Origin of the sequence: Streptomyces sp. NPDC002232 (assembly GCF_042890295.1) — a bacterium.
In the GTDB taxonomy this organism is placed as follows: domain Bacteria; phylum Actinomycetota; class Actinomycetes; order Streptomycetales; family Streptomycetaceae; genus Streptomyces.
The window spans coordinates 737,189-762,723 of the sequence record NZ_JBIARV010000005.1 but is presented as its reverse complement, the minus strand read 5'-3'; the positions used below and the strand labels follow the sequence as shown (position 1 = coordinate 762,723).

Below are 25,535 nucleotides of genomic sequence, written 5' to 3'. Positions count from 1 at the left end.
CAAGACCGGGCGCGGGGCCCCTCCGTACCGTCGACGGCATGAACGAGATCCACAGCCACCTCACCGTCTGCGCCGCCGAGGCGAGCCGCGTCGCCCGCGCCGTCACCGCCGAGCAGCTCGCGGCCCCCTCCGTCTGCGCCGACTGGACGGTCCGCGAACTCGCCAACCACCTCGTCCTCTACTCCGCGCACGGCCTCGAACACCGCGCGCTGCGCACGAAGCTCCCCGAGGAGACCACCGCACGGGACTTCACCGCCGACCCCGACTGGGCCGGGGCCTACGCGGCGCAGCTCGACCGTGCCCTGGCCGCCTGGGAGCGGCCCGGCGTCTGGGACGGCGAGGTCGACACCGGCTACGTCACGATGCCGGCCCCCACGATCGCCTCCCTGCTCGTCAAGGAACTCGCCCTGCACGGCTGGGACCTGGCCCGCTCCACCGGCCAGGAGTTCACGGTCCCCGAGGACACGGCGGTCTTCGTCCTCGGCGTCGTCGAGGAGCACGCCGAGGTCTACCGCCAGTACGAGGGCTTCGCCGCGGTCGTCGACGTCCCCGCCGACGCCCCGCCCTTCGACCGCGCCCTGGCACTCAGCGGCCGGAACCCGAAGGACTGAGCGGCCGGAACCCGAAGGGCCGAGCGGCCGGAACCGAAGGGCCGAGCGGCCGGAACCCGAAGCGCCACGGGGTGTCGTGGCCGTCAGGCCCTACGCCGTTCGGGCGATCGGCCGGACGGCCGCCTCGTAGCGCTCCAGGAGCAGCCGGGCCAGTTCGGGGGAGGGGCCCAGGACGTCCGCCAGGACGTCGGCCTCCGCCGCGCCCTCCGCGATGCGGTCCGGGAGACGGCCCGGGGCGATCACGTACGGGGCCACGGCCACCCGGCGGACGCCCGGATCCGCGCGCAGCGCGCGGACGGCGTCCTCGGTCCGGGGAAGAGATGCGGAGGCGAACGCGGGCCGCACGGAGCACCAACCGGTGCGCCGCAGCTCCCGCGCCGTTTCTGCGATCACCGCGATCGCCTCCGGGTCGGTGGAGCCCGCCGAGGCCAGGACGACCCCGGTCGCGCTCTTGTCGCCGGGCGTGAGCCCGGCCTCGTACAGCCTCCGCTCCACCGCCGCGATCAGCAGCGGCGAGGGGCCGAGGACCTCCGCCTGGCGGACGCTCAGGGACGGGGGCGCCTGCCGCAGGACGGCGGGGATGTCGGCCTTCGCGTGGAAGGCCCGGGTCAGCAGCAGCGGCAGCGCCACCACGTCCCGTACGCCGTCCGACGCGAGCCGGTCGAGCACCCCCGGCACCGACGGCAGGTTGAAGTCCAGGAACGCCGTCTCGACGCGCAGCCCCGGCCGCAGCGCACCGGCCCGGCGCACGAGCGCCTGGACGGTGGCCGCGTGCCGCGGGTCGCGGCTGCCGTGGGCGATCACGAGGAGGACGGGGCGGTTCATGGTCGGTCGGCTCACTTCACCAGGAGGCCGCGGCTGCGGAGCACCCAGCGCTCCAGCGGGCTGAAGATCAGCAGGTCGATGGCGATGCCGACGATCAGGATGAGCAGGATCGCCAGGAACACGCCGGGCAGGTCGATGTTGTTGCGGCCGTTCTCCAGCAGCTGCCCCAGGCCGAGGCCCAGGTCGGGCGAGGAGGCGATGATCTCGGCGGCCATCAGCGAGCGCCAGGAGAACGCCCAGCCCTGCTTCAGGCCCGCCAGGTAGCCGGGCAGCGCGGCCGGCAGCACCACGTGCCAGGTGCCCTTCAGGCCGGTGGCGCCCAGGGTGCGGCCCGCCCGCAGGAAGAGCGGCGGGACCTGGTCCACACCGGAGACCAGGCCGTTGGCGATGGACGGGACGGCGCCCAGCAGGATCACCGTGTACATCATCGCGTCGTTCAGGCCGAACCAGAGCACGGCCGGCGGCACCCACGCCACCGACGGCAGCGACTGGAGGCCGGACAGGATCGGGCCGATCGCGGCCCGCACGAACTTCACCCGGGCCACGAGCAGACCCAGCGGGGTGCCGATGGCGAGCGCGAGCAGGAAGCCGGCCAGGCCGCGGGACACGCTGGTCCAGATGACCTCCAGCAGGGTGCCCTGGAGCCACATGTCGGCCAGACCGTCCCACACCGCGGAGGGCGCGGGCAGCTTGGTCTCGTCGGTGATCTTCGCCGAGACGAGGACCTGCCAGACGGCGAGGACCAGGAAGACGGCCACCGTGGGCGGGAGGACCTTCTTGACGAGGACCTCGCGGACCGGCGTACGGCGGATCTCGACCGCGTCCAGGGCGTCGAGTCCGGCCTCCAGACCGGCGAGGTCGTCCTTCTTGACCGTCGCGGCGGTGTCAGTGCTGGCCATGGCGGCGGATCTCCCCACGCAGGTGTTCAGTGATCTCAAGGGACAGCTCGGCCACGTCCGCGTCCTCGATGCGGCGGGGCTGCGGGATGTCCACGGTCCACTCCTTGGCGACCCGGCCGGGCCGGGAGGAGAGCAGCACCACGCGCTGGGCGAGGCGCACGGCCTCCCGCACGTTGTGGGTGACGAACAGGACGGAGAGGTTCGTCTCCGCCCAGATCCGGGTGAGCTCGCCGTGCAGGACGTCACGGGTGATGGCGTCCAGGGCCGCGAACGGCTCGTCCATCAGCAGCAGCTGGCTGTCCTGGGCCAGCGCCCGGGCGAGGGCCACGCGCTGCCGCATGCCGCCGGACAGCTCGTGCACCCGCTTGCCGTACGCGCCGCCGAGCCGGACCAGCTCCAGCAGTCGCTCCGCCTCCGGCCTGCGCTCGGCGCGGGGCACCCCGCGCAGGCGCAGGGCGAGTTCGATGTTCTTGCCCGCGGTGAGCCACGGGAAGAGGGCGTGCTCCTGGAACATCAGGGCCGGCCGGCCGCCCGGGGTCGCGATGGACCCCTGGGTCGGCAGGTCCAGTCCGGCGACCAGGTTCAGCAAGGTCGACTTGCCGCACCCCGAGGCCCCCAGGATGGTGACGAACTCGCCGGGCGCGACGTCGAGGGTGACGTCGTCCAGGACGAGCTGGGTACCGGCCGGGCCGGAGAAGGACTTCGAGACGTGCTCGATCCGGGCGGCGTGCGTCTGCTCCGCTACGGTGCCGTCGGCAGCCTTGGCGAGCGTCGTGGCCATGGTCGTCACCTCCTGGGGTTACGGATTCTCGGACGTGGCGCGGTTACTTGACGCCGAGACCGGCGTCGGCGGCCTCGGGCTGGCCCTCGGCCTTCAGCACCTTGTTGAGGAGCGTCAGGTCGTAGATGCCGGCCAGGTCGGGCTGCTTGATGAGTCCGGCCTTGACCGCCCACTCGGACTGGGTCTTCAGCGTCGTGGCCAGCGGGTCGTTCGTGATCGCGATGCTCGGCCACGCCGGGTCGATGACCTTGTCGGACAGGGCCTTGCCGCTGAGGGCCTTCAGCGCCGCGTTGGCGGAGGCCTTGGCCTTGTCCGGGTTGGCGTTGATCCACGCGTTGGTCTTCACGGTGCCCCGCAGCACGGCCTCGACCACGTCCGGGTGCTCCGAGAGGAACTTCTGCGACACGATGACGTTCGTGATGACGAACTTCTTGTCGGGCCACAGGGAGGTCTCGTCCAGGAGGACGGATCCGCCCTCGGCGACCAGCTTGGACGCGGTCGGCTCGGGCACCCAGGCACCGTCGATGGAGCCGGACTTGAAGGCGTCGGGGGTGACCTTGTTGTCCGTGCGGACGACGGAGACGTCACCCTTGCCGGACTCCGGGTCGACCTTCCAGCCCTTCTCGGAGATCCAGTTGAGGAGCGCGACGTCCTGCGTGTTCCCCTTCTGCGGGGTGGCGATCCTCTTGCCCTTGAGGTCGTCCAGGGTCTTGATCTTGTCCTTGTTCACGACCAGCTTCACGCCGCCGGAGGCGGAGCCGGAGATGATCCGCAGGTTCTTGCCCTTGGACTTGACGTACGCGTTGATGGACGGCGAGGGGCCGATGAAGCCGATGTCGAGCGAGCCGCCGTTGAGCGCCTCGATCTCGGAGGGACCGGCGTTGAAGGTCGACGGCGTGAGCGTCGTGCCGCCCAGTTCCTTCTGGATCAGGCCGTCCTTGACGCCGATCAGCGCGGTGGCGTGCGTCAGGTTGGGGAAGTAGCCGATCCGGACCTCGGAGGCGGAGAGCTTCTTCGCGTCGGCCGCGACGGGGGCCTTCTTGTCCGCGGACTCGTCCTTCTTCGCGTCGGAACCGTAGCCGCAGGAGGCGAGGGCACCGACCAGGAGCGGCAGCGCGGCGGCGGCGACGATGCTGCGGCGCAGCGTGTTACGGGTGGTGCGGGAGTTTCCGTTGGCAGACACGCGAGGATTTCCTCTCGGTACGTGGTCTCATGACGCACGTCTTCGGCGGTGGAGCAAGGACGGGTACAGCTCGTGGGGGGTGAGGGCGCGCATGCGGTGCGCGTACGTCATCGCGCACATCGCGCCACCCCTCCCTGGCCGCTGCCGAGCGTGCCGCTGCCGACGCGGCCGCCCTCCTTCGCGAAGGTCGAGTAGATGTCGGAGATCATGATCTAGAAGTCCCACCCTTCTTCCTCGTCGACCGCGGCGACGGCCCTGGTCGTGGCGAAGGACTCGCCCGCCATGCCGGCCGCGAGCGTGGTGCCGTCCGCGGGGTCGATCAGCAGGAACGAACCCGTACGGCGGGAGTCCGCGTACGCGTCGAGCGCGAGCGGCTCCGCGGTGCGGACCACGACACGGCCGATGTCGTTGGCGACCAGCTGCCCGGGGTTCGGGTGCTGGGACAGGTCGTCCAGGGTCAGCCGCGAGGGGATGTCCTTGACGATCGCCTTGACCGTGCGCGTGGTGTGCTTGAGCAGGACCCGCTGGCCGACGGAGAGCGGCTGGTCCGCCACGTGGCAGACTGTCGCCTCGACGTCCTGGCTGGTGGCCGGGGCGTCGCCGCTCGGCGCGAGCAGGTCGCCGCGCGAGATGTCGATGTCGTCGGCGAGCCGGATCGTCACCGACTGCGGGGCCCAGGCGATGTCCACGGGCTCGCCCAGCGCGTCGATCCCGGCGATCGTCGACGTCTTCCCCGACGGCAGGACGGTGATCTCCTCGCCGACCCGGAAGGCCCCGGCCGCGATCTGGCCGGCGTAGCCCCGGTAGTCGGGGTGCTCCGCGGTCTGCGGCCGGATCACGTACTGCACCGGGAAGCGCGCGTGGCAGGCCGTCAGGTCGTGGCTGACCGGGACGGTCTCCAGGTGCTCCAGGACCGTCGGGCCGCCGTACCAGTCCATGTTCGAGGACGGCTCCACGACGTTGTCGCCGGCGAGCGCCGAGATCGGGATCGCGGTGATCTCCGGTACGCCGAGCTCGGAGGCGTACGTCGTGAACTCCTCGGCGATCGCGGCGAAGACGGGCTCCCGGTACTCCACCAGGTCCATCTTGTTCACGGCCAGGACGACGTGCGGGACGCGGAGCAGCGCGGCGACGGCGGCGTGCCGGCGGGTCTGCTCGACGACGCCGTTGCGGGCGTCGACCAGGACCACGGCCAGCTCGGCGGTGGAGGCGCCGGTCACCATGTTCCGGGTGTACTGCACGTGCCCGGGGGTGTCGGCGAGGATGAAGCGGCGACGGGCGGTCGCGAAGTAGCGGTAGGCCACGTCGATCGTGATGCCCTGCTCGCGCTCGGCCCGCAGACCGTCCGTGAGGAGCGCCAGGTCGGGGGCCTCCTGCCCGCGCTTGAGGGACGCGGCCTCGACGGCCTCCAGCTGGTCCGTGAGGACCGACTTGGAGTCGTGCAGGAGCCGGCCCACCAGCGTGGACTTGCCGTCGTCGACGGACCCGGCGGTGGCGAAGCGCAGCAGGGTGGTGGCCGAGACGTCGGCGAACTGCTCGGTGGACGTGCTCATTAGAAGTACCCTTCGCGCTTGCGGTCTTCCATCGCGGCCTCGGACATCTTGTCGTCGGCGCGGGTCGCGCCCCGCTCGGTGAGGCGGGAGGCGGCGATCTCGGCGATGACGGCGTCGAGCGTCGTGGCGTCGGAGTCGACGGCGCCGGTGCAGGACATGTCGCCGACGGTGCGGTAGCGGATGAGCCGCGTCTCGACCGTCTCGGTGTCCTTCGGGCCGCCCCACTCGCCGGCCGTCAGCCACATGCCGCTGCGGGCGAAGACCTCGCGCTCGTGGGCGAAGTAGATCTCCGGCAGCTCGATGCCCTCGCGGGCGATGTACTGCCAGACGTCCAGCTCGGTCCAGTTGGAGAGCGGGAAGACGCGGACGTGCTCGCCCGGGGCGTGGCGGCCGTTGTAGAGCTGCCACAGCTCGGGGCGCTGGCGGCGCGGGTCCCACTGGGAGAACTCGTCGCGCAGCGAGAACACCCGCTCCTTCGCGCGCGCCTTCTCCTCGTCGCGGCGGCCGCCGCCGAAGACGGCGTCGAAGCGGTGCTGCTGGATCGCCTCGGTCAGCGGGACGGTCTGGAGCGGGTTGCGGGTGCCGTCGGGGCGCTCGCGGAGCTTGCCGGCGTCGATGTACTCCTGCACCGAGGCCACGTGGAGCCGCAGCCCGTGCCGGGCGACGACCCGGTCGCGGTAGTCGAGGACCTCGGGGAAGTTGTGCCCGGTGTCGACGTGCAGCAGCGTGAAGGGGACCGGCGCGGGGGCGAAGGCCTTCAGCGCCAGGTGCAGCATGACGATGGAGTCCTTGCCGCCGGAGAAGAGGATCACCGGCCGCTCGAACTCGCCCGCCACCTCACGGAAGATGTGGACGGCCTCGGACTCCAGGGAGTCCAGGTGCGACAGCGCGAACGGACTGTCCGTGGTGTCGTGGGCGTGGGCGACGGTGGTGGTCACAGCAGACCCCTCTCGGTGAGCAGCGCGTGGAGCTGCGCCGCGGACTCCTGCACGGTCTGGTTCTGGGACTCGATCCGCAGATCGGGGTTCTCGGGTGCCTCGTACGGGTCGTCGACGCCGGTGAGACCGCTGATCTCGCCCGCGGCCTGCTTGGCGTAGAGCCCCTTCACGTCGCGGACGGAGCAGACGTCCACGGGAGTGGCGACGTGCACCTCGACGAAGGCGGTGCCCTCGGCGGCGTGGCGCTTGCGGACCGCCTCGCGGCTGTCGTCGTACGGGGCGATGACCGGGACCAGGACCTTCACGCCGTGGGAGGCGAGCAGTTCGGCGACGAAGCCGATCCGCTGCACGTTGGTGTGCCGGTCCTCGCGGCTGAAGCCGAGGCCCGCGGAGAGGAACTCGCGGATCTCGTCGCCGTCCAGGACCTCGACGGCGTGGCCCTCGTCGCGGAGGCGGCCGGCCAGCTCGTACGCGATGGTGGTCTTGCCGGCGCTGGGCAGGCCGGTGAGCCAGATGGTGGCACCGGTCACGTGGTTCTCCTGGGGTGTCTGAGTGTCCGTCATCCGTGCAGCCCGCATTCGGTCTTGGCACGTCCGGCCCAGCGTCCGGCGCGGGCGTCCTCGCCCTCCTCGACGCGGCGGGTGCAGGGGGCGCAGCCGACGGAGGCGTACCCGTCCATGAGGAGCGGGTTGGTGAGGACACCGTGCTCCGTGACGTAGGCGTCGACGTCGTCCTGGGTCCAGCGGGCGATGGGGGAGACCTTGACCTTGCGGCGCTTCTCGTCCCAGCCGACGACCGGGGTGTTCGCCCGGGTGGGGGACTCGTCGCGGCGCAGGCCGGTGGCCCACGCGCCGTACGCGGTGAGGCCCTCCTCCAGCGGCTTGACCTTGCGCAGCGCGCAGCACAGGTCGGGGTCGCGGTCGTGCAGCCTCGGACCGTGCTCGGCGTCCTGCTCGGCCACGGTCCGGCGCGGGGTCAGCGTGATGACGTTCACGTCCATGACGGCGTCCACGGCGTCGCGGGTGCCGATGGTCTCCTCGAAGTGGTAGCCCGTGTCGAGGAAGACCACGTCCACGCCGGGGCGGACCCGGGAGGCCAGGTGGGCGACGACCGCGTCCTCCATGGAGGAGGTGACGCAGAAGCGCTCGCCGAAGGTGTCCACGGCCCAGCGGAGGATCTCCAGCGCGGAGGCGTCCTCCAGATCACGGCCGGCCTGCTCGGCGAGTGCCTTCAGGTCGGCCGCGGTCGCGTCCTGAGCGATCGTCATATCGCTTCCCTTCCAGGGTTCTTGTCCGAAGTCGCCGGGGCGAGGAGCCCCAGGAACTTCAACTGGAAGGCTCGACTGCACGCGGCGCATTCCCAGGCGCCGTGACCCTGCTCGTTCGGACGCAGGTCCTCGTCGCCGCAGTAGGGGCAGTGGAACGGTGCGGCTCGCTCGCTCATGACAGGGCCTCCTCCGACGCGCGGGCCGCCCAGGTCGCGAAGCGCTCGCCGGTCTCGCGCTCCGCCTGGTAGCGCGTGAGGACCCGCTCCACGTAGTCCGGGAGCTCGGCCGCCGTGACCTTGAGGCCGCGGACCTTGCGGCCGAAGCCGGCCTCCAGGCCGAGCGCGCCGCCCAGGTGCACCTGGTAGCCCTCGACGCGGTTGCCCTCGTCGTCCAGGACGAGCTGGCCCTTGAGGCCGATGTCCGCCACCTGGATGCGGGCGCAGGCGTTCGGGCAGCCGTTGATGTTGATCGTCAGCGGCTCGTCGAACTCCGGGATGCGGCGCTCCAGTTCGTCGATGAGCGAGGAGCCGCGGCCCTTCGTCTCGACGATCGCGAGCTTGCAGAACTCGATGCCGGTGCAGGCCATGGTGCCGCGCCGGAACGGCGAGGGGGTGACCCGCAGGTCCAGCGCCTCCAGGGCGGAGACGATCGACTCGACCTGCGCCTCCTCGACGTCGAGGACGAGCATCTTCTGCTCGGCGGTGGTGCGGACCCGGCCGGAGCCGTGGGCCTCGGCGACCTCGGCGATCTTCGTCAGCGTGGCGCCGTCGACCCGGCCGACGCGGGGCGCGAAGCCCACGTAGAAGCGGCCGTCCTTCTGCGGGTGGACGCCGACGTGGTCGCGCCAGCGGCCCGCGGGCTGCTCCGGGGCGGGACCGTCGGTCAGCTTCCGCTCCAGGTACTCGTCCTCCAGGACCTGGCGGAACTTCTCCGGGCCCCAGTCGGCGACGAGGAACTTCAGGCGGGCGCGGTTGCGCAGCCGGCGGTAGCCGTAGTCGCGGAAGATCGAGATGACGCCCTCGTAGACGTCGGGGACCTCGTCGAGGGAGACCCAGGTGCCGAGGCGGACGCCGAGCTTCGGGTTGGTGGACAGACCGCCGCCGACCCAGACGTCGAAGCCGGGACCGTGCTCCGGGTGCTCGACGCCGACGAAGGCGATGTCGTTGATCTCGTGGGCCACGTCGAGCAGCGGCGAACCGGAGACCGCGGACTTGAACTTGCGGGGCAGGTTGGAGAAGTCCTTGTTGCCGACGATCCGCCGGTAGATCTCGTCGATGGCGGGGGTGCCGTCGATGATCTCGTTCGCGGCGATGCCGGCCACGGGGGAGCCGAGGATGACGCGCGGGGTGTCGCCGCAGGCCTCGGTGGTGGACAGGCCGACCGCCTCCAGGCGGTTCCAGATCTCGGGGACGTCCTCGATGCGGATCCAGTGGTACTGGACGTTCTGCCGGTCCGTGATGTCCGCGGTGCCGCGGGCGAACTCCTCGGAGATCTCGCCGATGACCCGGAGCTGCTCGGTGGTCAGCCGGCCGCCGTCGATGCGGACCCGGAGCATGAAGTACTCGTCGTCCAGCTCCTCCGGCTCCAGCACGCCCGTCTTGGTGCCGTCCAGACCCTGCTTGCGCTGGGTGTAGAGGCCCCACCAGCGCATGCGTCCGCGCAGGTCGTTGGGGTCGATGGAGTCGAAGCCGCGCTTCGAGTAGATCGTCTCAATACGTGTCCGCACATTGAGACCGTCGTCGTCCTTCTTGAACTGCTCATTGCCGTTCAGGGGGGTGAAGTGCCCCACGGCCCACTGACCCTCGCCACGGTGGCGCCCGGCCTTGCGGCGGGCGGCGGCGGGAGTGGGGTTTTCCGGGGTGGCGGCCATGGCGTCTTGTCCTTCGGGACTGCGAGAGGGCGGCTCTGACCTGCACACTCACGCTCAGGTCAGAGGGTGGCGCGTCAGTGCGCAGCAGGATGGGGCAGAGTCGGGCTGTGAGGAGATCGCGGCGGTGCTGGTTCTCTCAGCGCGCCGGACAGATGGCGCTGGACATGCGGCCGAGGTCGACGTGCCGCCGACTCACCAAGGCAATTCCAGTTCCAGACATGACGGAAGCGTGTCACGGGACTTTGGACCCAGTCCAGCATCGTCCAGGATTCGGACATAGATGTCTCGAAGAGCGAGACGGTGTGCTCCAGGTCACGCCGAAGGGGTCCCGGGTGGGACCCCTTCTGCCCGGTGCGCCGCCGGGGGACCCGGGCGCGACGCGGGGCCGGCGCGGGCGTGTCCGGGCGCGGCCCCGGGAGCGGCTCAGGCGTGGGCGCCGGGCCACGGGCCGGGGGTCCGGGACTCCTCGACCTCCTCCACCTTGGTGTCGAAGAGGCGGAAGCCGCGCCGCTCGTAGTTGGCCATCGCGTGCGGGCCGTCGAGCGAGCAGGTGTGCAGCCAGACCCGCTTCGTGGCCTCCCGGTCCGGCCAGCGCTCGGCCAGGTCCCAGGCGCGCGCCGTGCCGAAGGAGAGCAGGTGCCCGCCGATCCGGCGCCCCCGGAAGGCGGGGATCAGGCCGAAGTAGACGATCTCGACGACCCCGTCGGGCTGCGGGTCGAGCTCCACGTAACCGGCCGGCGTCCCCCGGTCGTACGCCACCCAGATCTCGGCCCCCGGCTTCTCGACGATCTCCGCCCACTGCTTGTACGTGAGCGACAGCCGGTCGTTCCAGCGGATGTCGCCGCCGACCGCCGTATAGAGGAAGCGGCTGTACTCCGGCGAGGGGACCGCCGCCCGCGCGATCGTGACGTCGTCGCCCTCGGGCGCGGGCGAGGGGCGGAGGTCGGACGGAGAGGTCTGTTCGAGGGACCAGGTGGTGAGAGTGATGCTCATGGGGTCATCGCATCATGTGGAGCGTCGGATTCCCACTCTGTTCGGCACCGGCGGACAGGCCGTCCGGCATACGGACACGCCCGGCCGCCCGACGGTCCTGCCCGTCGGCGGGCCGGGTCCGTCGCCGCCTCCTGCGGTCAGGCGGGGTGTGCGGCGCGGACCGCGGGGGCGGTGGAGTGCGGCAGCAGGTCCTCCGGGCGCTCCGGGCGCAGCACCTCCACCGCGACCTCCTCGCGGAAGCGGTACGGGCGGTGGGCCAGGACCCCCGCCAGGTTCCGCCGCACCCGGGACATCTCCGCCCGCACCGTCACCGTCCTCGTACGGTCCCCGAAGACGTCGTCCGCCAGCTCCGCCGCCGTCCGCCCCTCCGGGTGCAGCGCCAGGACGTAGAGGAGCTCCGCGTGCCGGGGGCTGAGCTCCTGCTGCCAGCTGCCCGCCGCCCCCGAGACGGCCACCGTCCAGCGGCGCGGCCGGCTCAGGTCCAGGACCACCCGGCCCGTCTCCCGGGCGCCCGTCTCCTCGGCCCGGTCCTCCTCCTCGACCCGCAGCAGCCAGCCACCGGGCAGGGGCTCCACCGCGCACACGCCCAGCGAGGGCAGCCACATCCGGCCGGCCCGGAACGACTTGGGCAGCGCGACCCGGTCCACCGGCGCCAGACCGGTCACCGCCGCCGTCCAGCCGTGCGCGTCCACCGCGACGGCCCGTCCGCCCACCCGGCACAGGATGGGCGCGGCCACCGCCCGCAGCCGCTCGACCGACCGGCGGTGCCGCTCCCGCATCTCGGCCTCGGCCAGCTGCGCCACCGAGCCGACCAGAGCCAGCATCGCCGGATGGAAGCTGGAGGCGGGACCGCTCACGTCGAGGATCCCGAGGAGCCGCCGGTCGCGCGGATCGTGCACGGGCGCGGCGGCGCAGGTCCAGTTGTGCAGGGCCTGCACGTAGTGCTCGGCGGAGTGCACCTGCACGGCCCGGCCCATGGCGAGCGCCGTGCCGACCGCGTTGGTGCCGGTGGCGTGCTCGGTCCAGGCCGCGCCCTCCTCCAGACAGATGGAGCTCGCCTGCCGCAGCACGGCGAGGTTCCCCTGGCGCCACAGCACCCGGCCGGACTCGTCGGTGACCACCATGATCTGGAGCGAGGCGTCGGCGATCCCGGCGAGCCCGCCGCTCAGCGTCTGCATCACCTCGGAGAGCAGCGTGGTGCGACGCCGCTGCTCCAGCTCGTCGCGCCGGAGCAGCACGGTGCTCGTGCCCTGGTCCGGGTCGAGGCCGAGCCGGGCCATCCGCTGCCAGGACGCGTCGATCACCGGGCGGGGCGCGATCGGGGGCCGGCGGCCCGCCAGGGTCTCCTCGCGCACCCGGTGCAGCAGCCGGGTGGCCTGAGCGGCGTCCATGGCGGCCAGCCGCTTCATGTCGAGCTGCGTGTTGTTCATCGGTCTCTCCCAGCCACCCGGGGTGCTGAATCGGTTCTGCACAGGGCAGATGTCCGGAGTGTCGGAGCCCATCGTGCCGTCCGGGACCGCCCGGCGAGGCCCGGTTCGGGTAATCCTGCAACCCTTTGCAACTCTGGCGAACGGGCGCCTCCTGCGTGAGGGTGGTGCGAGCGGTGGGTGGTGCCGTGTCGGCGCAGCACCACCCCCGCTTTCCGCGCGTACCGGCCCGACCGACACGAACACCCCTCGGGCCCACCCCTGGTACGCGCGGCTCAGCCTCACCGGGCGACGGCGCGCGCCCCCGCCCCCGCCGACGCACCGGCTCCCCAGGCCCGTACGCGCCGCGGCTGCGGCCGCCTGCTCACGCGGCGACGGGTGCTCCCGCCGGGCTCGGTGCCCGCTCACGTAGGCCCGTACCGGCAGCGAGCGCCCACCCCCCGACCACCACCCGGCGCCGACACCCCGGCGCCACAAGCCCGCGCGCCCCACCCCCCTAAGCCTCGACCCGCGCGCCCGCGCTCCCCCTCACCCCTCGACCCGCGCGCGCTCCACCAGTGCCCGCAGGTCCAGCGTGTGCGGCAGGGTTCCGAAGGCCGCGCCCCCGTCGCCGCCGAGCCGCGCCGCGCAGAACGCGTCGGCCACCTCGGGCGGCGCCCACCGCACCAGCAGCGCGCCCTGGAGCACCAGCGCGATCCGCTCCGCCAGCCGCCGCGCCCGCGCCTCGACCCCCTCTAGGTCGGCGAGTTCGACGAGCAGGCCCCGGATCGCCCGGTCGAGCCGGTGATCGGCGCCCCGGGCCGCGCCCACCTCCCGCAGCAGCGCGTCCAGCGCGGCGGGCTCGGTCCGCAGCACCCGCACGACGTCCAGTGCCTGCACGTTCCCCGAGCCCTCCCAGACCGAGTTGAGCGGCGACTCCCGCAGCAGCCGGGGCATCCCCGACTCCTCCACGTACCCGTTGCCGCCCAGGCATTCGAGGGCCTCCGCCACCGCCGGAACGCACCGCTTGGTCACCCAGTACTTCGCCGCCGGGACGGCGATCCGGAGCAGGGCCGACTCCTCCGGGGTACCGGCGTCGTACGCCGCCGCCAGCCGCATCGCGAGGACCGTCGACGCCTCCGACTCCACCGCGAGGTCGGCCAGGACGTTCCGCATCAGGGGCTTGTCGACGAGCGGCCCGCCGAAGGCCGAGCGGTACGCGGTGTGGTGCACGGCCTGCGCCACCGCCTGCCGCGTCAGCGCGGCCGAACCGAGCACGCAGTCCAGCCGGGTCGCCGCCACCATGCCCATGATCGTCCGGAGCCCGCGCCCCTCCTCGCCGACGCGGCGCGCCCAGGTCGTGCCGTCGAACTCCACCTCGGCGGAGGCGTTCGACCGGTTGCCCAGCTTGTCCTTGAGCCGCTGGATCGCGAACGCGTTGCGCGAACCGTCCCCGAGCACCCGGGGCACCAGGAAGCAGGTCAGCCCCGCCGGGGCCTGCGCCAGCACCAGGAAGGCGTCCGACATCGGCGCCGAACAGAACCACTTGTGGCCCGTCAGCACGAACTCCCCGTCGGCCGCCAGGGGCCGGGCCTCCGTCGTGTTCGTCCGGACGTCGCTGCCGCCCTGCTTCTCCGTCATCGCCATGCCCAGCAGCGCCCCGGGCTTCTCCGCGACCGGCCGGAGCTCCCGCTCGTACACGTGCGACAGGGCCGCGGGCTCCCAGACCTCCGCGAGCTCCGGCTCGGCGCGCAGCGCGGGCACGGCGGCGTGCGTCATCGACACCGGGCAGCCGTGCCCCGCCTCCGCCTGCGAGGCCACCAGGAATCCGGCGGCGCGCCGCACATGACCCCCCGGACGGCCCCACGCGTGGGTGAGCCCGGCCGACACGGACCGGCCGAGGAGCCGGTGCCAGGCCGGGTGGAACTCGACCTCGTCGATCCGGTTCCCGTACCGGTCATGGGTCCGCAGCCGGGGCGGATGCGCGTTCGCCCGCTCACCCCACTCCCTGACCTGCGCCGATCCGGAGGCCCGTCCGAGCAGGGCGAGCTCCTCGCGGGCCTCCTCCAGGAGGTCAGGGGGGAGGTGCCGCGCGACCGCCTCCGTCAGCGCCCGGTCGCTCGTGAAGACGTCGTACCCCACCAGGGGCGGAGCCTGGTTGGTCACGGTGTGGGTGCTCGCTGCCATGCCGATACGGTAAGCAGGTGCAGGCAGCAAGAGAAACACCCGATCGGGCCGAGCGTCGGCCCTGGAGCAGGCTCCACCGCGCGCGCGTCCTCTACCGCAACGTCTCGAAGCGGAAGATGGTCTGGCTGCTCCTCAAGGACACCGTCAACTCGTGCATCGAGTACCGGATCCTCGGGCTCGCCGCCGAGGCCGCGTTCTTCACCCTGCTGTCCCTGCCGCCCCTGCTGCTCGGCCTGATCGCCGTCCTCGGCTACGCGGACGACTGGACCAACACCGACACCGTCACCAGCATCCGGGAGAACATCCTCCACGCCGCCGGCACGGTCCTCTCCGACCGGGGCGTCCACGAGATCGCCGAACCCCTCCTGGACGACATCACCCAGGGCAAGCGCCCCGACCTGATCTCGCTCGGCTTCGCCATCGCCCTCTGGTCGGGATCGCGCGCGGTGAACGTCTTCATCGACACCATCACCGTCATGTACGGACTCGACGGCCACCGCGGCATCGTCAAGACCCGGCTCCTCGCCCTGCTGCTCTACGTCGTGGCGCTGCTCCTCGGCGCGGTCGTGCTGCCGCTCGCGGTCGTCGGCCCCGACCGCGTGGTCGAACTGGTCCCCTGGGGCACCGAGGTGGTCGCCGTCCTCTACTGGCCGGCCGTCATCCTGCTGTCCATCGCCTTCCTCACCACGCTCTACCACGTGTCCGTGCCGGTCCGGTCGCCGTGGATCGAGGACATCCCCGGGGCCCTGGTCGCGCTCGGGATGTGGGTCCTCGGCAGCTTCCTGCTACGGATCTACCTGACCAGCCAGGTCGAGGGCCCCACCATCTACGGCTCCCTCGCGGCCCCCATCGCCGTCCTCCTCTGGATCGGCATCTCGGCCTTCGCGGTGCTCGTCGGCGCCGCCGTGAACGCCGCCATCGACCGCGTCTGGCCCTCCGTCGCCACCGCCGCCGCCCGCGAGGCCAACGAACGGGCCCGCGCCGTCCAGGCCGCCGAACTCGTCGCCCGCGTGCGCGCCGAGGCCGAGGACGTCGACGAGGACGACCCGGACATGCCCTCCGAGTTCCCCGAGCGCTGGTCGAGGTTCCTCCCGCCGGACGACGTGAAGTCCCGCCTCCACTCCGGCTGGGAGAAGGACTGACCCACCGGCGGGGGACTACGGTGGCGGGGTGTACGAGGAACGCGCCGCCCTGCTCGACGGAGCCGTCCTGTGGACCGTGACGGCCCGCCCCGCCGCGCGGCCGCCCCGGCCCGTGCTGCCCGACGGCTGCATGGACCTGATCTGGGCCGACGGACACCTCCTCGTCGCCGGACCCGACACACGCGCGCACGTACCGGGAGAGAGCGCGGCGCGGTACGCGGGCCTCCGCTTCGCCCCCGGCGACGCGCCCGCCGTCCTCGGCGTACCGGCCCGTGAACTCCGCGACCGGCGGATCGCCCTCGACGACCTGTGGGGCGCGGCCGAGGCCCGGCGGCTCGCCGAACGGATCACGGCGACCCCCGACCCGGCGCGCGCCCTCGACGCCTTCGTCCGGCGCCGGGCCGCCGACACGGAGCCGCCCGACCCGCTGATGCGGGCCGTCGCGGCGCGGCTCGCCGCGGGCCGGACGGTCGCCGACACGGCCGAGGCGGTCGGACTCGGCGCCCGCCAGCTGCACCGGCGCTCCCTGGACGCCTTCGGATACGGCCCCAAGACCCTCGCCCGTATCCTCCGGCTGCGGCGCGCCCTCGCCCTCGTCCTGGCCGGAGTGCCTCAGGCGGAGGCCGCCGTCCGCGCGGGCTGCGCCGACCAGGCCCACCTCGCCCGCGAGACCCGCGCGCTGGCCGGCATGACGGTGGGGGACTACACCGCGTCGGTGTCCGCGAACAGCGAGACGCCCGACCCGTCGGGGTCGAGGACCACCGCGTAGCGCTGCCCCCAGAAGGCGTCCCAGGGCTTCAGATACCCCCGGTACCCGGCGGCGACCAGCTCCTCGTACACGGCGTCCACCTCCTCCGGCGTACCGCACCGGAAGGCGAGCTCGACCCGGTTCCCGCCCGACGGGCGCGTCCATCCGGGGTCGAAGGAGCGCACGACCTCCTCCGTGTCCCAGGCGATCCGCAGCCCGCCGGGCAGCGCGGCCTCCACGTGCGGGGCCGACTCGGCCCCGTCCGGGATCTCCAGGCCGAGGCGGCGGTAGAAGGCGAGCGAGGCGGCCATGTCGGAGACGACGACGCCGATGACGTCGAGACGGGGGGCGATACGGGGGGTGAGGTCGGGTTCTGTGTCCATGCCGCCACGGTAGGCGGGGCCCTCCCCCCGGGTCTTGTACGAATCGGACGCCGCCCCCGGGCCCGGGCGGGGCGACCTCCGGAAGATCGTTCGACGGGATCCGGCCACTCGTCGTCGAGATCCGCCCGACTGGCCTGATTAATATGACTTCCCGTCCCGCTGCTCACGGCCGTCGAGGCCGCCCCACCGCGGGGCCCCTCCTCCTGTCCGGGCCCCGGGGGCGCCGGCGCGACACCGCAAGGCGGCACCAGATGCGCGTACTCCTCGTCGAGGACGAGACCGACCTCCGTGAACTCATCGAGGCGGGTCTGAAGGACGCCGGGTACGCCGTCGACGCGGTCGCCGACTGGCCCCAGGCGGACTACCTGCTCGACCTCACCCCGTACGACTGCGTCGTCCTGGACCGGATGGTCCCCTCCGGCGACACCCTCCGCGCGCTCGACGGCCGCCGCCGCGCGGGCTGGTCCACCCCCGTCCTCTGCCTGACCGCCCTCCACACCCTGCCCGACCGGGTCGAGGGCTTCCGCGCCGGAGCCGACGACTACCTCGCGAAGCCCTTCGCCATGGTCGAACTGGTCATGCGCGTCGGCAGCCTCACCCGGCGCGCCCCGGGCCGGCTGCCCGTCCACCTGGCGCACGCGGACATCGAACTCGACGGGGCCCGCAGGGAGGTCCGCCGGGGCGGCGTGCTGCTCTCGCTGACGCCCAAGGAGTACGCCGTCCTGCACCACCTCCTGGTCCACCGGGAGAACGTCGTCACCCGCTCCGCGCTCGTCGAGCACTGCTGGGACGAGATGGCCGACCCGATGTCCAACGTGGTCGACGCCGTGATGGCCGGACTCCGCCGCAAGCTCGGCTCGCCGCAGCTGATCCGCACCGTGCGCGGCCACGGATTCCTGCTCGGCGGCCCGGCCGGGGACGGCGCGTGACCGACCGGGACCGCACCGCCGGACCGCGCCGCCGACTGCGCCGGCTCCAGCTGCGGCTCACCCTCGCGTACACGCTCACCACGCTGGTCGGAGTGAGCGTGCTCTCCTGGCTGGTGATCCGCACGGACGGCCGCTCCTGGCGGAACGCGGAGTTCGACGAGATGCGCCGGCACGCGGCGGTCAGCACCTCGCTCATCTACTACACGGACGCGGGTGTCCAGCTCGACGGCCTCCGCGACGACGAGTCCACCCGGGGCAGCCATCAGGTCCTCGTCCTGCTGCGGCCGACGAGGATCGGCACGTCGGCGCGGGGGGTGGCGGAGGGGGCGGGGAAGAAGGCGTCGGGCAGGGCGACCGCTTCGGCGCGCCCGGCGGGCTCCAGCGGCCCTCGCCCGGCCGGCTCCACCGGCCCGCACCCTCGCCCGGCGGATCCCACCGGTCCCACCGGTCCCGGTGGGCTCGACCGGGTCTTCACCTCCGGAAGCCGTTCCCTCCCCGTCTCCGACGAACGGATCGCCGCCCTGGCCCGTACCGCCATGGACGAGGACGTCACGCTGCGGGAGGAGGTCCCGGCCGGGGACCGGACCGCGTACGCCGTGGCGCGGCCGATCTACCACGACGAGACCCAGCAGACGACCGGCGCCGTCGTCGTCATCGGGGACCCCGGACGGCGGATGGCCGAGCACACCCGTCTGACGTACGCGGTCCTCACCGGCTCCGGACTCCTCACCCTGCTCGCCGCCTTCACCGGCCACCTCCTCTCGGGGCGCAGCCTGCGGCCCGCGTGGCAGGCGCTCGAAGCCCAGGAGCGACTGCTCGCCGACGCCGCGCACGAGCTGCGCACCCCGGTGGCGATCATGCGGAGCTCGATGGACGTGGCGGGGACGGACCCGAGGAGCCTGCCCACCCATCTGCCGCGGATCCGGCGGGCCACCGACCGGCTGACCGACGTCGTGGAGAACGTACTGACCCGGGGGCGGCTCCAGGACTCGGCGGCCTCGTTCAGCCCGGTGGCGCTCCGCCTCGACCAGCTGGTGGAGGACGCGTGCGGGGAGCTGCCGCCCGCCCGGCTCACGCTCACGATGCGGCTCGACGAGTCGGTGGTGGACGCCGACCCCGCGCTCACGCGCGTGGCCGTGCGGAACCTGCTGGACAACGCGCTGCGCCACGGGCGCACGCCGGGCGATCCGCACGGCGGGGCGGAGATCGACGTCAGCGTGCGAGGACACACGGTGTCGGTGGCGGACCGGGGGCCGGGCGTGGCGGCGGAGGAGCTGCCGGAGCTGACCGAGCGGTTCCGTTCGCGCGGGGGCGGCTCGGGGATCGGTCTGTCGCTGGTACGGGAGATCGCGGCGGCGCACGGGGGGACGCTCACCGCACGTCCGAGGCCGGGGGGAGGGGCGGTGTTCCTGCTCGCGCTCGGACCGGCGGGGCAGGCGCGGCACGCGCGGGCGGGCGCCTCATGAATTCCTCACGATCGAACGAGGAGGCTACGCACATCCTTTCCCCCCTCGTACTGGAGAACGTGTGCCGAAGCATGCCCCCACCCCGTTCCGCCGCAGGAAGTCGACGCGGGCGGCGCTGGCCGCGGGCGTCGTCGCGGCGCTCGGCGCCGGTGTCCTGTTCACCCAGGCCAACGCGTCACAGGGCGACCCGCGACCGCGCGCCGCGCAGAACACGACCCCCGCGAAGGCGAAGCCGACCACCGCCACGAAGCCGACGGCCTCCACCACGGCGAAGCCGAATCCGAAGCGGACCACGGCTCCGAAGAAGACCACCGCTCCGAAGCCGACCGCCATTCCGAGGAAGACCACCGCTCCGAAGCCGACCGCCCCCGCCGGGCCGACCACCGCGACGGTGACGCTGCCGACCGCGAACGAGCAGTTCGACTACCAGATCGGCAGCGCCTACACCCCGCCGAAGAACGTCAAGGTCGTCTCCCGCGACCGTACGGCGAAGCCCGCCGCCGGGCTCTACAACATCTGCTACGTCAACGCCTTCCAGACCCAGCCGGACGCGCTGGACTGGTGGGAGAAGAACCAGCCGGACCTGCTGCTCCGCGACGGCTCCGGGGCGCCCGTGCAGGACGAGGACTGGGGCGAGGTGCTGCTGGACACCTCGACCGCGGGCAAGCGCGAGCGGCTCGCGCAGATCGTCGGCGGATGGATCGACGGCTGCGCGAAGAGCGGCTTCCAGGCGGTGGAGCCCGACAACCTCGACTCGTACGAGCGCTCGGACGGCCTGCTGACGAAGCAGCACAACGCCGCGTTCGCCCGGCTCCTGGCCCAGCGGTCGCACGCCGCCGGACTGGCCATCGGCCAGAAGAACACCACGGCGCTGCTGCCGGAGCGCAAGACGATCGGCTTCGACTTCGCGGTGGCCGAGGAGTGCGGCCAGTACGAGGAGTGCGAGGAGTACGCGGCGGCGTACGAGAACCGCGTCTACGTCATCGAGTACACCGACACGGGCTACGGCAGGGCGTGCTCGGGCTGGGGCGGCAAGCTCTCGGTCGTCCAGCGCGACCTCGCCGTGAGCGCCCCGGGCGGCTCGTACCGCTACCGCGCCTGCTGATCCCCCCCCCACGGGACCCGGCGGGGGCGGCCGACCGCCCCCGCCGACCCCCACCGAAAAACCGGTGGCGCCCGCCGAAGCGGTGCGGCTACTGTGTTCCCCGTACACGAGCGCGAGGATCCCGACGATCCACGCGAGAAGATCCACAGGAGGTGTGAACGATGGCTGTCGTCACGCAGGGCCCTGCCCTCACGCAGAAGTTCATCCACACCACCTCCGTGGCCGCCGGCGGCTGACCTCACAGCTCTCCCACCGTGCCGGGGCCACCCCTGTGAAGGGTCCCCCTTGTCTTCTCCGTCTTCTTCCGTCTCCTCTTTCTCCGCTTCCTCCTCGCTGCTCGACGCCCACGGCTGGGACTCCGGCTGGGCCGCCACCTTCGCGCCCTACGCCGCCCAGGGACTCGTCCCCGGGCGGGTCATCCGCGTCGACCGGGGCCAGTGCGACGTCGCCACCGCCGAAGGCGTCGTCCGCGCCGACACGGCGTTCGTGACCCCGCACGACCCGCTGCGGGTCGTCTGCACCGGGGACTGGGCGGCCGTCGACCCGGCCGACGCCGGCGACCCCCGGTACGTACGGGCCTGCCTGCCGCGCCGTACCGCCTTCGCCCGCTCCACCTCCTCCAAGCGGTCCGAGGGCCAGATCCTCGCCGCCAACGTCGACCACGCCGTCATCACGGTCTCGCTCGCCGTCGAGCTCGACCTCGGCCGCATCGAACGCTTCCTCGCCCTGGCCTGGGAGTCCGGCGCCCAGCCGACCGTCGTCCTCAGCAAGGCCGACCTCGTGCCCGACCCGGTCGGACTCTCCTACCTGGTCGAGGACGTGGAGACCGTCGCGCCCGGCGTGCCGGTGCTGCCCCTCAGCTCCGCCACCGGCGAAGGGATCGACGTGCTCGCCGCGACCGTCGCGGGCGGCACGACCGTGCTGCTCGGCGTCTCCGGCGCCGGCAAGTCGACCCTCGCCAACGCGCTGGTCGGCGCGGACGTGATGGACGTCCAGGCCGCCCGCGACGTCGACGGCAAGGGACGCCACACCACCACCACCCGCAACCTCTTCGTCCTGCCGGGCGGGGGAGTCCTCATCGACACCCCCGGGCTGCGCGGCGTCGGGCTCTGGGACGCGGAGGCCGGGGTCGGCCAGGTCTTCTCCGAGATCGAGGAGCTGGCCGCCGACTGCCGGTTCCACGACTGCGCCCACGAGTCCGAGCCGGGCTGCGCCGTGGCGGCCGCCATCGCGGACGGCTCGGTGCCCGTGCGCCGCCTGGAGAGCTACCAGAAGCTGATCCGCGAGAACCGGCGGATCGTGGCCAAGACCGACGCCCGGGTCCGCTCCGAGATGCTCAAGGAGTGGAAGCGCATGGGCCGCGGCGGGCGCGCGGCCATGGAGTTCAAGCGCAGCGGCCAGATCCGGTAGCCCCCGACCGGTGCCGTCGGACCGCCGTCCCGCACCCGAACGCGGTGTCCGAAAACCGCGAGCCGGGACCGGGACGGCTCCCGCACACTGGGAGCCATGAGGGACGACGACACCCGCTACGAGGCGGTCAGCAGCAGGGACGCCCGGTTCGACGGAGAGTTCTTCTTCGCCGTCCGGACGACCGGCATCTACTGCCGGCCCAGCTGCCCCGCCGTCACCCCCAAACGGCAGAACGTCTCCTTCTACCCGACGGCCGCCGCCGCCCAGGGCCACGGCTTCCGCGCCTGCCGCCGCTGCCGGCCCGACGCGGTGCCCGGCTCCGCCGCGTGGAACGTCCGGGCCGATGTCGTCGGGCGCGCCATGCGGATGATCGGTGACGGCGTCGTCGACCGCGAGGGCGTGCCCGGACTCGCCGGACGGCTCGGCTACAGCACCCGGCAGGTGCAGCGCCAGCTCACCGCCGAACTGGGCGCCGGACCCGTCGCGCTCGCCCGCGCCCAGCGCGCGCACACCGCGCGGCTGCTGCTCCAGACCACGGGACTCCCCGTCACCGAGATCGCCTTCGCCGCCGGATTCGCCAGCGTCCGCCAGTTCAACGAGACGATCCGCGCCGTCTACGCCCGCACCCCCACCGCCCTGCGCGCCGAGGCCGGCAGCGGGGCGGGAGCCCGGACCGCGCTCGCCGCCGGAGTGCCGCTGCGCCTCGCGCACCGGGGCCCCTACGCGGCGGGCGAGGTCTTCGACCTGCTCGCCGCCGAGGCCGTGCCCCGGATCGAGGAGGTCGTCGGCACCCCCGGCGCCCGCACCTATCGGCGCACGCTCCGCCTCCCGTACGGCACCGGCGTCGTCTCCGTCGACGAGCGCTCCGGCGGGCCCTGGCTGGAGGCCCGCATCCACCTCACCGAGCTCCGCGACCTGACCACCGCCGTGCACCGGCTGCGCCGGCTCTTCGACCTCGACGCCGACCCGTACGCGGTCGCCGAGCGCCTCGGAGCCGCCCCCGGGCTCGCCGCCGCCGTGGCCGCCCGGCCCGGCGTGCGCTCCCCGGGCACGGCCGAGCCGGAGGAGTTCGCGCTGCGGACGGTCGTCGGCGCCAAGGAGTCGGCCCGGCTCGTCGAGCGGTACGGCACCCCGCTGGCCACCGCCTGCGGCACCCTCAGCCATGTCTTCCCCGGGCCCGCCGCCCTCGTCGGCCACCCCGTCGCGGGGCCGCTGGCCCGGGCGCTCGCCGACGGAGCCGTACGCCTCGACCCCGGCGCCGACCGCGACGAGGCCGAGCGCGCGCTGCTCGCCGTCCCCGGCGTCACCGCCGAGGCCGCGGCGCTGATCCGGATGCGGGCCCTCGGCGACCCGGACGTCCCCCTCGCGGACGCCCCGGCACCGGAGGCCTGGCGCCCGTGGCGCTCCTATGCCGCCCGCTACCTCGTTTCGGCCCCGGCGGCGACGGAGCGGACCGGCTAGCCCTCCGGCCCCCAGCCGCGCATCCGGCGCGGAGGGATCCGGACGACCTCCGGGTGGAAGCACGTGTACTGGACGTACTCGGCTTTCGCCCGGGGGGCGGCGAGAGCGCGTGCCAGGCGTCGCAGGGCAGACGGGCGTGTGACGACACGCCCTAGCCCCAGATCACCGCCCCCGCCCACGCCCCCACGATCAGCAGGCAGGCGAAGAGCTCCACCAGGACGCTCGTGCCCGCCGCCCGCATCACGGCGCGGGTCGCCGCCCGCGCCTGGCCGTGGCCGCCGAGGCGGAGGCGTTCCGAGAGGTAGATCCCGCCGACGAAGCCGGGGATCGCGCCGACCACCGGGATCAGGACGAAGCCCAGCACGGCGCCCACGCCCGCGTACGCCACCATCCGCCGGGTGATCCCGACCCCGCGGAAGCGGCGCTGCGGCAGCTGCCAGACGATCACCTGGGTGAGGAGCAGCAGGCCGGTCGAGGAGGCCAGCAGGATCCAGGCCAGGTCCGTCCGCTCGTGCAGCGCCCACCAGAGCATCGCGGCCCACACCAGCCACGTCCCCGGCACGCCGGGCGCGAGCACCCCGAACAGGCCGAGCAGCATCACCGTCGCGATCATCAGGAGCTGCCACACACCCACGCTGCCCAGCGTGCACGATGCCGGGGATTCCCGCAGGTCGCGCGCGGCGTACGGGGTACGGGGCCGGGGGCCGGGTCCGTCAGGCGGCGACGGGCAGCGCGGCGGCCACCGCGTCGCGCTCCTTGCGGGCGAGCAGCGGGAAGATCAGCTTCAGGCCCGTCCCGCCCTCCGCGGGGCACACGACGAAGGACGAGTTGACGATCCGCTCCTTGATCTCCGAGCGGACGAGGCCCGCGCGCGCGAGCGTCACGGTGTGCTCCACCGGCTTCGCGAAGACCGGGTCCGCCCGGTGGACGATGATCCGGCGGTCGGTCATCGTCAGGTACATCGGCACCGGCGTCGGTATCACCGCCATCGCGCCGCCGGAGGCGATCGCGGAGGCCACCGCGAAGGCCGTCGTCCGCCCGACGGAGACACTGCTCAGGTTCACGACGGCCGTCACCTCGACCCGTTCGCCCGCTTCGAGCAGGGGGTGGACCACGGCGAGCAGGGCGCGACGACGCCTTCCGTTCATGGGGACTGGACTCCTGAGATGCGGGGAAAACCGGACGCCCACCCTCCCACGGCCCCCGGCGTCAGCCGCGGGCGACCCAGCCCTTCTCGTACGCGTGCCAGCCCAGCTGGAGCCGGGTCGTCACCCCGGTCAGCTCCATCAGCCCCTTCACCCGCCGCTGCACGGTCCGCAGCCCCAGGTCCAGCTGCTTGGCCACGCTCGCGTCCGTCATCCCGGCGAGCAGCAGCGACAGGATCTCCAGGTCCATCACGTCCGGGCCCGGCGCCTCGTCCTCGGTGACCTGCGCCCCCGCCCCCAGCCGCAGCGGCAGCGCCTCCCGCCACACCGACTCGAAGAGGCCCATCAGGGATTCGAGCAGCCCGCTCGCGTGGACGACGATCGCAGCCGGCTCGGCGCCCCGCCCGGTCAGCGGGACCATGGCCAGCGACCGGTCGGCGACGACCAGCTTGGTCGGGACCCGGTCGGCGACGCGGACCTTCTCCTCGCGACCGAGCGCCGCCGACAGTTCGAGCAGCCCCGTCGGCAGGGCGAGCACCTCGCGCTCCAGGACCACCCGGTAGCGGACCCCGCGCCCCGCCGCCTGCTCCTCGGCGTCGTTCTCCATGCCGGAGACCGCGATCGGCTTGCCCGTCACCAGGGCGCAGACCTCCTCCTGGGCGCCCAGCTGGAGCTGGAGGAAGCGGTGGGTCACCGCGCTCGCGCCGGTCACCACCTCCACCAGGTCGTGCACGGCCGTCTCCGTGGCCTCCGCGCGGTACTCCTCGGCGAGCAGTTTCGCCGCCAGCTCGGCCTGCTCCAGCTCGTGGCGCTGCTGGGTGAGGAGGGCGCCGAGCGCGACGCCGGGCGGGGCCGCGACCCAGCGGCCGGTGCGGGCCGAGGACTGGGCGGCGAGGCCCTGCGACTCCAGGCGGCGCAGCGCCCGCTCGGTGTCCTGCTCGGGCAGGGCGAGCCGGTGCGCGAGATCGGTGACCTCGGCCGCGCCCAGCGCGACCAGGGCGCGGTAAGCGGACTCCTGGCGCTCGTCGAGACCTATCGCTCCCAGCATGGATGCCCCACCCCTCGCCCCACCTCCGGCGGGCGCCCCGGATCTTTCGGGGACGTGCGCCGGAGGCATTCGTTCCGTTGGTGACCTGGCGGGAAACGGCCACGGCGTATTCCCGCCTCTCCCATCATCCCTGTACCGCCCTCACCTCTGCCAATGTGGCGCCACCGCAGCACCAACAGCCTCCG

At 73.2% G+C, this 25,535-nt stretch carries 26 protein-coding genes; 8 read left to right on the top strand and 18 right to left on the bottom strand.

Features of this window, described 5'->3' with window-relative positions:
• Positions 1-38 precede the first annotated feature (38 nt).
• A complete protein-coding gene (locus ACFYXU_RS26555) occupies positions 39-611 on the top strand; it encodes a TIGR03086 family metal-binding protein (protein WP_389460260.1) in 573 nt (190 codons plus the stop codon).
• Between the two features lie 90 nt (positions 612-701).
• On the opposite strand, the gene ACFYXU_RS26550 is transcribed toward ACFYXU_RS26555, so the two are convergent.
• The 14 genes from ACFYXU_RS26550 to ACFYXU_RS26485 all read right to left on the bottom strand — a co-directional run bounded on the left by ACFYXU_RS26550 (position 702) and on the right by ACFYXU_RS26485 (position 14,513).
• Positions 702-1,436 (bottom strand): sirohydrochlorin chelatase, encoded by a 735-nt coding sequence (locus tag ACFYXU_RS26550; protein ID WP_389460258.1) that lies wholly within the window; start codon positions 1,434-1,436, stop codon positions 702-704.
• 11 nt (positions 1,437-1,447) lie between these two features.
• A complete protein-coding gene (locus ACFYXU_RS26545; protein WP_329857025.1) occupies positions 1,448-2,335 on the bottom strand; it encodes an ABC transporter permease in 888 nt (295 codons plus the stop codon).
• Positions 2,322-3,116, bottom strand: coding sequence for an ABC transporter ATP-binding protein (locus tag ACFYXU_RS26540; RefSeq protein ID WP_361402611.1), 795 nt, complete (start codon positions 3,114-3,116; stop codon positions 2,322-2,324). The genes ACFYXU_RS26545 and ACFYXU_RS26540 overlap by 14 nt, the downstream gene beginning before the upstream one ends.
• 43 nt (positions 3,117-3,159) lie before the next feature.
• A complete protein-coding gene (locus ACFYXU_RS26535) occupies positions 3,160-4,299 on the bottom strand; it encodes an aliphatic sulfonate ABC transporter substrate-binding protein (protein ID WP_389460254.1) in 1,140 nt (379 codons plus the stop codon).
• A 212-nt stretch (positions 4,300-4,511) separates the two neighbouring features.
• Entirely contained in the window at positions 4,512-5,852 is a 1,341-nt protein-coding gene (locus tag ACFYXU_RS26530; protein WP_389408557.1) for a sulfate adenylyltransferase subunit 1, read from the bottom strand.
• A complete protein-coding gene (gene cysD, locus ACFYXU_RS26525; RefSeq protein WP_361402605.1) occupies positions 5,852-6,790 on the bottom strand; it encodes a sulfate adenylyltransferase subunit CysD in 939 nt (312 codons plus the stop codon). Before cysD ends, ACFYXU_RS26530 begins: the two co-directional genes overlap by 1 nt.
• Positions 6,787-7,368, bottom strand: coding sequence for an adenylyl-sulfate kinase (gene cysC / locus ACFYXU_RS26520; protein ID WP_376513329.1), 582 nt, complete (start codon positions 7,366-7,368; stop codon positions 6,787-6,789). The genes cysD and cysC overlap by 4 nt, the downstream gene beginning before the upstream one ends.
• Positions 7,350-8,057: a phosphoadenylyl-sulfate reductase gene (locus ACFYXU_RS26515; protein ID WP_361402599.1), complete on the bottom strand. Its 708-nt coding sequence runs from the start codon at positions 8,055-8,057 to the stop codon at positions 7,350-7,352. Before ACFYXU_RS26515 ends, cysC begins: the two co-directional genes overlap by 19 nt.
• Positions 8,054-8,233, bottom strand: a complete 180-nt coding sequence (locus ACFYXU_RS26510; RefSeq protein ID WP_376513331.1) for a hypothetical protein — start codon at positions 8,231-8,233, stop codon at positions 8,054-8,056. Before ACFYXU_RS26510 ends, ACFYXU_RS26515 begins: the two co-directional genes overlap by 4 nt.
• A complete protein-coding gene (locus tag ACFYXU_RS26505) occupies positions 8,230-9,927 on the bottom strand; it encodes a nitrite/sulfite reductase (RefSeq protein ID WP_361402596.1) in 1,698 nt (565 codons plus the stop codon). The genes ACFYXU_RS26510 and ACFYXU_RS26505 overlap by 4 nt, the downstream gene beginning before the upstream one ends.
• Before the next feature lie 136 nt (positions 9,928-10,063).
• The gene (locus ACFYXU_RS26500) at positions 10,064-10,147 is read right to left on the bottom strand and encodes a putative leader peptide (RefSeq protein ID WP_310591794.1); all 84 of its coding nucleotides are present in this window, start codon (positions 10,145-10,147) and stop codon (positions 10,064-10,066) included.
• Between the two features lie 203 nt (positions 10,148-10,350).
• Positions 10,351-10,920, bottom strand: coding sequence for a GNAT family N-acetyltransferase (locus ACFYXU_RS26495; protein ID WP_329857012.1), 570 nt, complete (start codon positions 10,918-10,920; stop codon positions 10,351-10,353).
• A 137-nt stretch (positions 10,921-11,057) separates the two neighbouring features.
• Positions 11,058-12,350: a GAF domain-containing protein gene (locus ACFYXU_RS26490; protein ID WP_389408559.1), complete on the bottom strand. Its 1,293-nt coding sequence runs from the start codon at positions 12,348-12,350 to the stop codon at positions 11,058-11,060.
• Positions 12,351-12,875: 525 nt separating this feature from the next.
• Positions 12,876-14,513, bottom strand: coding sequence for an acyl-CoA dehydrogenase family protein (locus ACFYXU_RS26485; RefSeq protein ID WP_389408560.1), 1,638 nt, complete (start codon positions 14,511-14,513; stop codon positions 12,876-12,878).
• Positions 14,514-14,530: 17 nt separating this feature from the next.
• On the opposite strand from ACFYXU_RS26485, the gene ACFYXU_RS26480 reads away from it, so the two are divergent.
• Together ACFYXU_RS26480 and ACFYXU_RS26475 are read left to right on the top strand one after the other, a co-directional pair.
• Positions 14,531-15,655: a YihY/virulence factor BrkB family protein gene (locus ACFYXU_RS26480; RefSeq protein WP_376513339.1), complete on the top strand. Its 1,125-nt coding sequence runs from the start codon at positions 14,531-14,533 to the stop codon at positions 15,653-15,655.
• A 28-nt stretch (positions 15,656-15,683) separates the two neighbouring features.
• Positions 15,684-16,424 (top strand): helix-turn-helix domain-containing protein, encoded by a 741-nt coding sequence (locus ACFYXU_RS26475; protein ID WP_376513341.1) that lies wholly within the window; start codon positions 15,684-15,686, stop codon positions 16,422-16,424.
• On the opposite strand, the gene ACFYXU_RS26470 is transcribed toward ACFYXU_RS26475, so the two are convergent.
• Positions 16,358-16,786: a VOC family protein gene (locus tag ACFYXU_RS26470; protein ID WP_389460251.1), complete on the bottom strand. Its 429-nt coding sequence runs from the start codon at positions 16,784-16,786 to the stop codon at positions 16,358-16,360. The two genes, ACFYXU_RS26475 and ACFYXU_RS26470, sit on opposite strands and share 67 nt — an antisense overlap.
• Positions 16,787-17,037: 251 nt before the next feature.
• On the opposite strand from ACFYXU_RS26470, the gene ACFYXU_RS26465 reads away from it, so the two are divergent.
• The 5 genes from ACFYXU_RS26465 to ACFYXU_RS26445 all read left to right on the top strand — a co-directional run bounded on the left by ACFYXU_RS26465 (position 17,038) and on the right by ACFYXU_RS26445 (position 23,157).
• Positions 17,038-17,715, top strand: a complete 678-nt coding sequence (locus tag ACFYXU_RS26465) for a response regulator transcription factor (protein ID WP_376513345.1) — start codon at positions 17,038-17,040, stop codon at positions 17,713-17,715.
• Positions 17,712-19,181, top strand: a complete 1,470-nt coding sequence (locus ACFYXU_RS26460; protein WP_376513347.1) for a sensor histidine kinase — start codon at positions 17,712-17,714, stop codon at positions 19,179-19,181. The genes ACFYXU_RS26465 and ACFYXU_RS26460 overlap by 4 nt, the downstream gene beginning before the upstream one ends.
• Positions 19,182-19,512: 331 nt before the next feature.
• Positions 19,513-20,286, top strand: coding sequence for an endo alpha-1,4 polygalactosaminidase (locus ACFYXU_RS26455; RefSeq protein ID WP_376513365.1), 774 nt, complete (start codon positions 19,513-19,515; stop codon positions 20,284-20,286).
• A gap of 285 nt (positions 20,287-20,571) precedes the next feature.
• The gene (rsgA, locus tag ACFYXU_RS26450) at positions 20,572-21,696 is read left to right on the top strand and encodes a ribosome small subunit-dependent GTPase A (RefSeq protein ID WP_329856999.1); all 1,125 of its coding nucleotides are present in this window, start codon (positions 20,572-20,574) and stop codon (positions 21,694-21,696) included.
• Positions 21,697-21,792: 96 nt separating this feature from the next.
• Positions 21,793-23,157, top strand: coding sequence for a DNA-3-methyladenine glycosylase 2 family protein (locus ACFYXU_RS26445; RefSeq protein WP_389460249.1), 1,365 nt, complete (start codon positions 21,793-21,795; stop codon positions 23,155-23,157).
• Between the two features lie 151 nt (positions 23,158-23,308).
• Here ACFYXU_RS26445 and ACFYXU_RS26440 read toward each other — a convergent pair whose 3' ends face one another.
• The 3 genes from ACFYXU_RS26440 to ACFYXU_RS26430 all read right to left on the bottom strand — a co-directional run bounded on the left by ACFYXU_RS26440 (position 23,309) and on the right by ACFYXU_RS26430 (position 25,350).
• Positions 23,309-23,791, bottom strand: coding sequence for a DUF456 domain-containing protein (locus tag ACFYXU_RS26440; protein WP_329856996.1), 483 nt, complete (start codon positions 23,789-23,791; stop codon positions 23,309-23,311).
• 79 nt (positions 23,792-23,870) lie between these two features.
• Complete coding sequence (locus ACFYXU_RS26435; RefSeq protein WP_361402564.1) at positions 23,871-24,305, bottom strand: hypothetical protein; 435 nt, start codon at positions 24,303-24,305, stop codon at positions 23,871-23,873.
• A gap of 61 nt (positions 24,306-24,366) precedes the next feature.
• On the bottom strand, positions 24,367-25,350 hold the full coding sequence (locus tag ACFYXU_RS26430; RefSeq protein WP_329856994.1) for a helix-turn-helix domain-containing protein: 984 nt from the start codon (positions 25,348-25,350) through the stop codon (positions 24,367-24,369).
• Between the last annotated feature and the right edge of the window lie 185 nt (positions 25,351-25,535).